Source organism: Methanobrevibacter sp. (assembly GCF_045220775.1).
Classification (GTDB): domain Archaea; phylum Methanobacteriota; class Methanobacteria; order Methanobacteriales; family Methanobacteriaceae; genus Methanocatella.
Genome location: NZ_JBGUWC010000163.1, coordinates 1 through 11,852 on the forward strand (window position 1 = coordinate 1; position 11,852 = coordinate 11,852).

General features: G+C 33.2%; 8 protein-coding genes and 1 other RNA gene. 2 read left to right on the forward strand and 7 right to left on the reverse strand.

Annotated features, from left to right (window positions below):
• Positions 1-2,421 (reverse strand): right-handed parallel beta-helix repeat-containing protein (locus tag ACJROP_RS10290; RefSeq protein WP_406535377.1); only part of this gene is annotated, 2,421 nt, incomplete at its 3' end.
• 148 nt (positions 2,422-2,569) lie between these two features.
• Positions 2,570-7,420 (reverse strand): cobaltochelatase subunit CobN, encoded by a 4,851-nt coding sequence (locus ACJROP_RS10295; protein WP_406535378.1) that lies wholly within the window; start codon positions 7,418-7,420, stop codon positions 2,570-2,572.
• A 243-nt stretch (positions 7,421-7,663) separates the two neighbouring features.
• Between ACJROP_RS10295 and ACJROP_RS10300 the strand changes: the two genes are divergently transcribed.
• Positions 7,664-8,509, forward strand: coding sequence for a DUF1002 domain-containing protein (locus ACJROP_RS10300; RefSeq protein ID WP_406535379.1), 846 nt, complete (start codon positions 7,664-7,666; stop codon positions 8,507-8,509).
• A 15-nt stretch (positions 8,510-8,524) separates the two neighbouring features.
• Here ACJROP_RS10300 and ACJROP_RS10305 read toward each other — a convergent pair whose 3' ends face one another.
• Entirely contained in the window at positions 8,525-8,947 is a 423-nt protein-coding gene (locus ACJROP_RS10305; RefSeq protein ID WP_406535380.1) for a C-GCAxxG-C-C family protein, read from the reverse strand.
• A 99-nt stretch (positions 8,948-9,046) separates the two neighbouring features.
• On the opposite strand from ACJROP_RS10305, the gene ACJROP_RS10310 reads away from it, so the two are divergent.
• Positions 9,047-9,499 carry a hypothetical protein gene (locus tag ACJROP_RS10310; protein WP_406535381.1) on the forward strand — a complete coding sequence of 151 codons (453 nt, stop codon included), beginning with the start codon at positions 9,047-9,049 and terminating at the stop codon, positions 9,497-9,499.
• 3 nt (positions 9,500-9,502) lie between these two features.
• Here ACJROP_RS10310 and ACJROP_RS10315 read toward each other — a convergent pair whose 3' ends face one another.
• From ACJROP_RS10315 to rnpB, 4 genes are all read right to left on the reverse strand, one after another.
• Positions 9,503-10,030: a flavodoxin domain-containing protein gene (locus ACJROP_RS10315; protein WP_406535382.1), complete on the reverse strand. Its 528-nt coding sequence runs from the start codon at positions 10,028-10,030 to the stop codon at positions 9,503-9,505.
• 119 nt (positions 10,031-10,149) lie between these two features.
• Positions 10,150-10,656: a GNAT family N-acetyltransferase gene (locus ACJROP_RS10320; RefSeq protein WP_406535383.1), complete on the reverse strand. Its 507-nt coding sequence runs from the start codon at positions 10,654-10,656 to the stop codon at positions 10,150-10,152.
• A 201-nt stretch (positions 10,657-10,857) separates the two neighbouring features.
• Complete coding sequence (locus tag ACJROP_RS10325) at positions 10,858-11,376, reverse strand: hypothetical protein (protein WP_406535384.1); 519 nt, start codon at positions 11,374-11,376, stop codon at positions 10,858-10,860.
• 102 nt (positions 11,377-11,478) lie between these two features.
• An RNA gene (gene rnpB / locus ACJROP_RS10330) (RNase P RNA component) lies at positions 11,479-11,759 on the reverse strand.
• Positions 11,760-11,852: the final 93 nt, after the last annotated feature.

Genomic DNA, 11,852 nt, shown 5'->3' on the forward strand with positions numbered 1-11,852 from the left:
AATAGTTAAGTTATTTCCCTTTAAACTAACATTCCTATTATAAATACTCGCTTCATTACCATCAGCACAATAAGTCACACCATCAACGCAAACTGCATTTCCATCAATGCAATAAGTCACACCATCAATAGTCAACTCATTACAATCCAAACAGTACTTATTACCATCAATGTATACATTATTACCATCAATAGAGACAGACTTACCATTAATAATAACTTCATTACAGTCAAGACAATATGTCTTACCGTCAATACAAATCTCATTTCCATCAATACAATAAATTACACCATTAGCATCTTGCGCAGTTTTATTAATAATATCAAACTTCACACCATTAATGTAAAGCTCATTACCATCCACACAATATGTATTACCATCAATACAAACTTCTCCACCGTCAATACATCTTTCAGTTTTGAAATTATATATTGTACCAGTTCCATTGGTATGAATAGTATTATCAGTAAAACTACAATCTTCACATGCATAAGCAAGTAATGTGAATGTTAAATAATCACCTTCAGAGTATAATTCATTATTTGAAACTTCAACATAAGTTGATTCCAATACATAAATAGCATAAGCAGCTTTAGAATCATTTACACTAATATTATTATTTCTAATTTTAACACCGGGAGCCTGATTAACATAAATACCCCAAGCATTAACCCTATTAGCTTTATTGTTTATTATAGTTAAACCTTCAATTAACACATTACCGGATGTTACTTTAAAAGTAGAATTTTTAAATATCGGATTATCACCTGTGATTTTAACCCCTTTTGTTATATATATAACCTCATCTTCAAAAGTTCCGGTAAAGTTTAAAATATCTCCATCTTTAACTTCAGAAGTTAAACCACCATTAACGTTAATATATTTACGGATATTGCTTGAATTAATATTATGGATTTTACCCTCATAGACATAAGTCGGTTTAGATGCATCATAAATTCCATCAGCACCCATTATTAAAGCAGATCCAACATTGTTTGAATTAAGGTCATTATTTGCAGTACCTTTTTTAACACCAGAAATGTCTATTGCATATTTATTGCCAGTTACAATTGTATTTCTTCTAATAGTTACATCACTAGGCATTCTTTTTGAACTTAATTTCTCGATTAGAATACCAACACCAGATACGGAAGAAATATTATTGTTTTTTACAATTAAGCCAGAAACTTCCGCTTTTTGATAAACGCCAGAACCAGATTCTGTGGAAATAGTATTATTTTCTATAGTTAAACGATACCCATCAGCATCAATACCTTTTCCTTTAGAAGTAACTTTCACATAATTATTTTCTACAGTTGAACCATCAGTAGCATATATTCCCGCTCCGGTAGATATAATTTTAGCATTGATAATTTTATTATCCGCAACATAAGAATTATATGAAGCTACAATACCATATTCTCCACCTACTTCAACATCAGGGTCATTATAATCAGCTCCAGTAAGACCATTAATAGTATTATTAATTATGCGATTATTATATTGGGTAGTGGAAATCCCCCTATAGGCCCCATTGACTATATTATTTTCAATTTTATTATTACTGCCCATTATTTGAATACCCCAAGACCATGATGTAGGCAGAACTTTATAGTTTATAATATTATTCCTAATCACATTATAATTAGATTCTCCCCCAACCAACGGCCCGCCAGCATAAGCGGATAAATAAATTCCATTTGCATCATCAACTTTAATATTATTATCGGAAATAATATTGTGATGGGAACCACTGATTACCAGTGGAGGTGTTGATCTTTGATTGTGTCCATAAGTAACACCATATGTTTCCAAAGTATTATTAGTTATATTATTATAATTGGCTCCATTTCCAAGACAAATACAATATGAAGATTTTCCGGTGTTGTAAATATTACATCCACTAACGGTACAATTAGTAGTTGAATTCAAAAATATTCCATAAGTCATTTCTTTTGTATTAACAATTTTCAAATTAGTGATTGTACTTCCAGAAGCGCCACTCAATAGTATAACTCTAGATTCTTCTAAGTTAGAAGAAGACCCAACAATATTTACTTTTTGATTAAAAATAAAGTCTTTTTTTGAAAAATCACCAGATAATGTAATTGCATCACCAGATTTTACGCCTGAAGTGTTTTTCAATTCTCCAGTTTTGGAATCAAAATATTGATTATAATTATCCTTATCAATCGTATATGTAGCAGCTGAAATCTCTGAAGACTCACTATCGACAGCTACAACATCATCACAATCCGAAGAACTACAATCAATATCTTCATCCACAGATACCTCAATAGTATCCTGAATAGCTTCACTGCTAACAATATCCGTCATATTCCCCTCATCTGCTGCACTAACGGCACCAATTGATATTAATAATAGCAGTAAAACTAAAAAAATATTAATTTTTTTAATCATTATTATACCTCATCATGTTAAATTTAATAAATTACTATAAAGCTTAATAAAATAAACTTTAAAAATTTTCATTATATTATTATTTTTGATAAAATATAATATTTAAAAATTACCACAAAACAAAAAAAAAAAGAAGTTGATGATTAATTTAATAATCATCATATTCGTCATCATCTTTTCTTAGATATCCAACTAAAAATATTGCAATTAAAATTATAACAGCAATAATTACAAATATTGGCATGCTGGATTCAGTTGTACTTACGGATTTGGAAGCTGATTGCTGCTCAGTAAGTTCATAAGCTTTAGCACCACTAGCGCCAGATTCACCTTGAGAACCTTGAGAATCAGAAGCGGATTTAGCAGTACCTGCAGTAGATGGCTCTACACCAAAAGCTGTTTTTCCACCTGAATTTGATCCGTCAGATTTCTCCTGTGAAGTATTGTTGGTTAATGTATTTGCGTTTTTACCACCATCTGAACCGCCAGATTGATCTTGAGGATTTTGATTATTATCCTGTGGCTGGTCCATTTGATATAACGGATCAGTATTTGTTGCTTGAGCAAGAATTTCAGCAAATTTCTGTTTTTGAGCTGGAGTCAAAGAACTTAATTGAATGATTTCTGCATTCCAAGCAAGGTTTTTACAAGTGTGGTGACAACATGCAACACCATAATCAATGACACTTTGCATATAGGCATCGACTAGCTTCTGGACTGTCTTTGAATCACCATCCCAAACGCCTTGTTGCGCCATATAAATCATCCAAGCAGTTGATGATTGGGCACCTGCAGCCAATTGGGAATTGGTAACCCCTGAATTGATTTTAATTACAGTATCGGCCAATTGATTACCTAACTCTTTGTTTAACTTTTCACCGCCTAGAATGTTACTGGCGTAGAAGTTTTGGAACCTGGAAGCATATGAATTCATTCCACCCGGTGTGTTAACTAACGCATTGTAATATTGTGGGTTTACGAGCATGCTGCGGATTTCAAATTCTATTTCTTCCTGATAAGTTCTTGAAATATAATTGTTCTTATTTCTAATATCGAAAAATGCTGTATCCGGTTTGGCTTTACCGGATTTGTTTTTCAATGTGTTTGCAGCATTATATAAACCTCCGAACCAATCATAGTAATCATCAGAGTCAAATAATCTCCAACTACTGTCGAAGTTCTGAGTAATGACATCCACATTATCAAGCAAATACTTATAGTTCTCTTTCTGATTGGTGATGACAATGTTTCCGTCTTCATCAAGAGTCCATGAATAAGACACTTTGCTTAAATAAATGTCCATTGCATATTCGCTTATTGAGTCAATACTCCAGTCAGCTGTGTTTGGAATAAGATTTGACATACCAGTACCTTCCAATACATTACCTGGAAGACCAAATAATCTGTCCAAAGTAGGATTCTCTTCATAATGCTTTATGACATAATTATTGGACGCATTTTCGCCTGTAGCGTTTGCCGCTAAATTAACTGCAGTCAGCATCCAAGTAATCCAATCCTTATTGTTTGTAACCATACTGGCAAATACGTCTATTCTTGGCCTATTGACAACAGAACCATCATTTAATGTTATAGTTAAATTTTCCAATGGAATTTGTTCAACGCCAAGAACTTTACCGTTGTCTGCCCATACAGGCTTACAGCCTAAGAAATACATGAATTCGGCAACGCCGATTCCTTCAGTCCTGGATATTTCAGTACCCCATAAGATTAATGATGTTAATTCCGGCCATTTTCCGTGCTGTTCATAATAGTCAGCTAAAAGCATGTCAACAATTTTCACAGCAGATTCATAAGCCGCTTGTGACGGCATTCTTGTAGGGTCGGAAGCATAACCGTCATATCCTGTAGGTATTGAATCACCGTAGGACGGATCAGCAAACAATCCTGATTTTACATAATGTCCACTTAAGGATAATAAAATTGCATTCCATTCATTATTCCTTTGAATATTTGCAATAACCTCTTCACAGTAAAGTGTTGAATTGTATAATGCAGTGCCTTCGTTTATTCCAAATTCTTTGTTTAAGTCTTTTGCAGATGTTCCGTTTACAAGGCGGTTAGCATAATTCTTTAAGAAAGTTTTAATAGCTGCAACTTCATTGGCATATTTGAAATTTCCTTGCATATCATCGTAAAAACTCAAACCTTTCAAATCCGGATATAATAATTCTATCAATTGATTATAAATCTTTGTTTGGGAAGTAACAATTGTAACTACTTCCTCCGCCATTTCATAACCAGTTAATACTTTACCTAATGTGTGAAGGCCGTAAGTGTTGAAGTCATCTTCCATCGCATCCAAGTAATGATGCAAATCATCGATGTAAGTTTGGAACGTTTCATTATCTGAAATGTTTCTAAAACCTAACTTTGGAGCCAATTCCAGAATCATATTCATATATGATTCTGCATTAGCGGTTACATTCAGAGATACTTGCTCCTTATAGTAATTGATATAATTTTTCAATGTGGTATAATTACCATATAACTCAGATGAAACCATAGCTGGAGTCATGTGAGTAAGCAATAATGCGGAACTTCTGTCTCTTGCAACCATTGCTTCACCAGGGTTAGATACAATATATGGATAAATTGTAGGAATTAAAGTTAATTCAAAAGTCCAATCTCCAGGAAACGCACCTAAATTAATACCCGGCAGCCACTCTAAAGTACCGTGAGTACCCATACTTACGATTGCATTAATGTTAGCTGTCTTTTCCATCCATTTATAAAATGCAACATACTGTTGATGCGGAGGAATGGTTAAGCTGTGATAGTCTTGAACCTCTTCCCAACCCCTACTTGGCTGGAAGGTGATAAAGACATTACCGAACCAGACACCAGGAATTACAATATATTTATCTTTATAAACCATTGCCGGACCTAATCCGTCTTTCCAATAGGAAATCATCTCATTATATAATTCATCCCTAATATCGGCAGTCAAGTATTCGAAATCCTTAAGTGAAATCAGTTGATGATGTTCCATTAAATAATCCCAGTTATCCTCCACATATTTTTCAAGCAACCCTGAAGCCCAGGATCCCTTATTGTTCATGTCGAATATAATCTGAGTCAAATTGTATAATGAAATGAACTTTTCAATAGTTCCATTTATGTTGTATCCGTCTTCAGATTGGATAATCCATTCATAGGTGTCATTATAATAATTTAGATATTTGACAACACCACCTATGTCATATCCTTGGTTGTATAACTGAATAAGCAGGTCATATGCACTATTGAATACATCCAAGTAAGAAGCACCTATTTCTGCTTTACCTGGCGGATAATTATAAAGCATTACAGCAATTTTTTTATCAGAATTATTTAAATCATGCAAATCAGCCCATTTACAATTCAGTTGGACCATTTTAGCCACACCCTCTTCAATAATATGGGAATTACCTAAACTATCAACCCAAGTAAGGGCGACCTGACCGAATACACCTTCGAAACTTGGATAGGTGACCATATATGTCCATTCAACTTGAGGACCTAATTCACTGTTGTAACTGTATTCAGAAATTTCAACAATTCCTTTCAATACATGCAAATCAATATCAGTCAAATCGGGTTCAGCAGTACCGTTGGCATAATCCAGAGACCAACTACATAATGAATTGATAGCGGCCATACCGACAGTTGAAACAGATTTAATTTGATTTATTATTGAAGACATTGGAGGTTGAGTTCCGGTTTTAAATACGTTGAAAGCTGGCCTACCTTGCGCTCCATAGCCTCTAATCAATGCATCTGTGACTTCTTCGCCACCATAGTAAGAAGCAATAACTATGAAAGATTTGTCTGGATTGAATTTTTCAATATAATCATTCTCAAACTCTTTAAATAACTTTGTAGGATCTGAATATTCCTTTAACCATTCAACGTAATCTTCAGTCATCCAATTTAAACTGCCGTCTGCACTATGAGTATAACCTGGATTTTTACGAATCCATTGATTAATTAAATCTCCTTCAGGCACAAAAGTGTACATGCCCAAATCCGGATGGTAAAAACCACATTCGGGAGTCATTAAAGGAGCATTTTTATCATCTAAAGTTGGATCGTCATATTTATAGGGATTAATCAAATAATAGACGTAACTTAAATAATTTTTCATGTTAGTCTCTAAGATACCTGATTCTTCAATGTCACGCGCTTGGAAATAAGAACCAATATAAGTGTTTTCAATTGTGTCAAAGGTATTATTCTCTTTAGAAGCCCCTACAATGTGCAAACCAGTGTTGTCCAGAATTTGCTGTGAGAAAACACTGAACGTGTATGCCACATTATAGTTTGCATTAGCGGGAGTCCTATTCAATAGTTCCTTTAAGTATTGACCCGTGAGAACACTGTATGCTGATTCTGAAAACATGTCGATATGCATAAAATTAGCATATTCCACAAGCCAGGCTCTTGATTTATCAAAATCTGTAGTACTGATGTAAGCTACCCTTCTAGACATGTTCATCAGAAAATCAACTTTCTCATTGTGGGAGTTATAATCTACCAACAGCAATATGTCCGGAACGAACTTTACATTATCGATGGTAAGTATACCACTATTTTTTGTAAAATCGATATCATTCAATTTTATTGGTTCATAAGTCGAATAACTTATTTCGATACTGTACTTGTCCGAACCTAAATTACTAAATACGATATTACCCTTTGAATTTGTAGTTTGTGTTCTGATTATCTCATTATTTGAATCGTATAGCTTAACCGTAGCCCCAGCTAAATTAAAACCGTCTTCATCCCAAGTATTGCTAGCTTCGTTATATGAATCATTAACATGAACCCTAATCACATTATTATTTGCTTCTAATATCCCCTCATCTGACTGTGAACTTAAAACATCCGAAACATTCGAAACTTCACTTACCGACTCAATTTCAGTTGCAACACTCACTACATCAGACATTGTTTCATTATCTCCTGCAAACACTGCATTTGCAGAAAACAGAAGCAACATAGAAATAATTAATGCGAATACCAATTTATTACTAAATTTTACCGTATTTTCACCTCCCTTCAAATCAATTATGATAAAGACATAGCATTTTATTTACTATAAGTTTAAATTTGATTTGAAAACATATAAAGATTATTGAATAAATTCAACTTTATAAGTACCCATAATCAATACAATATTAATATATATTTAAATACTAAAATGACTAAATAAAAAATACCAATAATAATAGAGGTGACAATAATGCGCAAGATTAGTATTGGAATGATAATTTTGTCTTTAATCATTATAGGTATGCTAATCCCAACAGGTTTTTCAGCTAACGACAATCAAGTTGTCATAACCTACGGTGAGACTACACACCATAATGCAAATTATAAGAATACTGTTGATACATTCTTTGAAAATCAAGCAAATGTTGATTTGCATGCAGTTGACTCAAAAATAATTACTGCTGATGAAGTAAATAAAATTTCAAGCACAATAACTGGAAAATATTACAATTCCGAACAGATATTCTCATCAGCATTAGTTGATTTGAACGACAATGACAATCTCGAAGTTAGCGTAGACAAATCCACAATCACTACAATAACTGGAGACATGTACTTATCTGCATTGAAATCCGTTGGAATCACTAGTGGACATGTATATGTAACTAGTCCTGTTACTGCTACCGGAGAATCCGCTCTAGCAGGAATCATGAATTCTTATGAAGTGGCAACAGAAGTTGAAATTCCAGATACTGTAAAAGAGGCAGCAAACAATGAAATCTACACACAAGCAGAAATTGTGCAAAATTCAAATGTTAATGCTGATGACTTATCTAAATTAGTAGATGATGTTAAAGAAACAGTACAAGAAGAAAATGTTACAGATCACCAAACTATTGTAAACATAATCAATAACTACACTATCAATTACAACATTAACATTACAGATAGTGATATTGAAAACCTTGCGGACAGTATTGAACAAATACAAAATGTCCAAGGAGACATTAATAACTATCAAGCAGAAGTATCCGATGTTCTAAATACTACTGATACTGATAGTGCCACAGGATTTTTAGATGGACTATTAAACTAATAGTTCATACTTTTTTTACTTTTTTTCACGGATTATATCTTCAGTAATCCTTGTTGCGGATTCAACCATCTTTGGGCAGAATTCCTTGAACAGATTGTTTTCAAGAGCATATTCCACTCCTTCTTTTGTGCCGACATCACAATTCAATAAATCCCTGCACAAGTAAGATCCGTTTTCATTTTTAAATTCATCCAAAAACTTATCGCAGACTTCATCGCAGTCAGGCTTATTTTCTCCATATCTCAAACCTAAAGCCATAAGCGCACCTGTACAAGCACCGCATACTTCACCTTTACGCATACCGCTTCCAAAACAGGCTCCAATTTTAAGCGCCTGTTCTTTGGAAAGGCCAAATTCCTCTGAAAAGACAGCGAATACTGCCTGTGAACATACATATCCGTTTTCGAATAATTGAACTGCATCATCTATACGTGTCATGGTAATAGTTTATCTGATAATGTAAATTAATCTTGTGAAAAAACAATAATTTTTATATTATAATATATTAAATATACATGAAATTAAAGGGGGTTTAATATGAATGAAAAATGGACCATTCCAATTGTTATAGTGCTGGTTGCATTACTCGTATTAATCTTTGCATATATGGATGACAATCAGGATGTGATAAACCATTCCGGTGAAAACAAAACATTTAATGTTTCTTCAGGCTCTTCCGAATTAAGCAAGGCAATTGACAATATTAAAACCCTTCCATATTATGAAGGATACAATCCTGAAACCGTAAAATGGATGGAATCATTAGGAGACAAACGAATTTTCTTTGGAAATGATTCTGTTGTTATAATGGACAGTTCTGATGCAGGAAAAATTCCTCCAGAGCCAGGCATAACAGACGTATACATCTATGAGCATTTCACTGCAGAAGTGGTTGAAAACCATGACTTCTGTGATAACTATCCGACAGCATATTATGTGCGGAATGTCAATTATATCGGTGAAGAAATAATCGGCAATGGTTTGGCATAATCATTATTTGATTTCATTGATTATCGGATTTAAGCTATCAAAATCAATGAAACTAACTTTTTTGCCATATGTCTCAACTATTGCATCTACTTCGGCATTCCTTTCATCTTCTTTTAATTTTTTTGCCCTTCTATAAATAAATGCCATCATGGTTTTGTGCTTAAGGTTAAGAAGGGAATAATCTATTCCTCCCCTTAAAAAATAGATAGTAACATTATTAAAAACATCATCTGATAGCTGTCCTTTAATTCTCTTTCTTATAGTATCCCTATTCTCTTTATCATTTGGATCAGCCAATCCTACTGTTGCAATGATGATTTTCTTACCGGAGCAATCGTCAATCTTGCTTAAGGTTTTTTTCATGCCCAAGACGCTACCCGCATATAAAGCGCCAAGATAAATTATGGTATCATACTGATTAATATCTTGAATATTATCGTATCCTTCCGCTTTGATATCATTCCTTTTAGATAATTCCTGAGCATATTGTTCTGTTGTTCCATATTGGGAACCGTATATTATTATTTCCATAATATTTATTCTCCAAAACGATAAATTAGTTTTTTATTTTATAATATCAGATTATTTTCTACTCTTTTTTAATATGTTTAAGGCAAGTTTTCAATCTCAAATGGACACATTAATGATAGCTATCCTTTCATAATCTTTTCAAACCGAAACATTTCTTCATCCCCCATAGGATGATTCTTATCGAAATCAGGTTCAGGATTCTTTTCATTTAAAAATTCAACTATATGAAATCCTAATCGGTTTACATAAAAATGAATATTTCTTTTATCAAAATAGGGGGTGCAAGTTTCCCATATTTTTGTATTCGGATATAAAGATTCTATTTCACTCCATATCTTTTGCCCAATGCCCTTATTTTGACTGGACACACTTACAAATAAGAAATCCAAGTGATTATGTTGTGTCTTTTCATTAATTTCAATGATGACCCCGCCGACTATATCTTCGTTATTTTTCATTGCATAAGCTTGGCTATTTTCTTTGTTTAAACATTCGTCAATGTCTTTTTCAGGCAATATTAATTCTTCACATTCGCCATAAACGATTTCATAACCGTATTGAAATGATTCTTGCATCAGACTTTTAAATTTAGCTAAATCTTTATCCTGCAATTTAATTAGTTCCATATATAATCCTATATGACAATCTAATATTTAACATATCTTCAATATTTTTAATAAGGATGTGCTCATGAGAAACTAACTATTACACATTATTAAATTTTTAGTGAATGTTAAAGAATAGATTACCTTAAATAGATTGTAAATAGTAAAATAAGAAAATAATTAAATATCCATTGCCTGTTAAGCTTTAATAATTAAGTATTGTCACTTAATCGCTGCGGTTTCATTAATTTTGAATGTATCAATGAATATTTGGGCCTCATCTAATGTTTCAAAAGTTCCCTTGAAATAGTAATACTGCATTTCAATACCCTGATTATCAACAGTCAGATTATCTAAATCAATAAACACATCATACTCCTTAGAATCCTTGAAAATATATGTTCTATATCCCTGGGAAGTTGTATTACTCTCAATTTTTTCATTCGATGAATCTTCTTGATGACCTTCAAAATCAGTGACTCCATCTTCACCGACAAACCATAATGAACAAATTACTTTTTCATCAGGATAGACATAATAAGTCCCAACCTCCAAACTATCGAATTGGGAAAGTTTAAATTCAGTTTCATTAGTTAAATCATCACTAATATTGAAAAAAGCCTTGTTTAGAAAATTATACTCATGGGTTTCGATATTATCAGACTGTGCAAATACAATTGTGCTAGTTGCAATTATCACTAAACCAATTACCAACAACATTAAAAATTTTCTTTTATTCAAGCCTTGTCACCTCCAGATGAATATAATAATTTTGATATTGGAATTATAAATATATTATGTTTAGTTAATTTAGTTAAAATAAGAAAATAATTAATATTCATGGCCTGTTAAGAGTAACCCACCTTCTGTTAACAGCATTCATCTAAGCGAACTACCTTGCCTACACAAGCGATTATCGGCAGCTTTGCTCTTGCATCCTACGGAATGGCCGTTTCACCGATTCTTTTAATGTCCTCAATTGAATATCATCGTCTACCATTAAAAGCCGTGTCGTTTCTGCTCCAGAGTCATGCTTCTCAGCATACGTTTTTCAACGCCGTAGTCTTGTTTGATGGGCGGAGTTTCCTTAGTTTATAAAAAACCAGCAGCTGTCTTTAACTTGCCATGAAAAATATTAATTAAAAGTAGCAGGGCCTAGATTTGAACTAGGGATCTCGGGGTTATGAGCCCCGCGGGATCACCAGACTACCCCACCC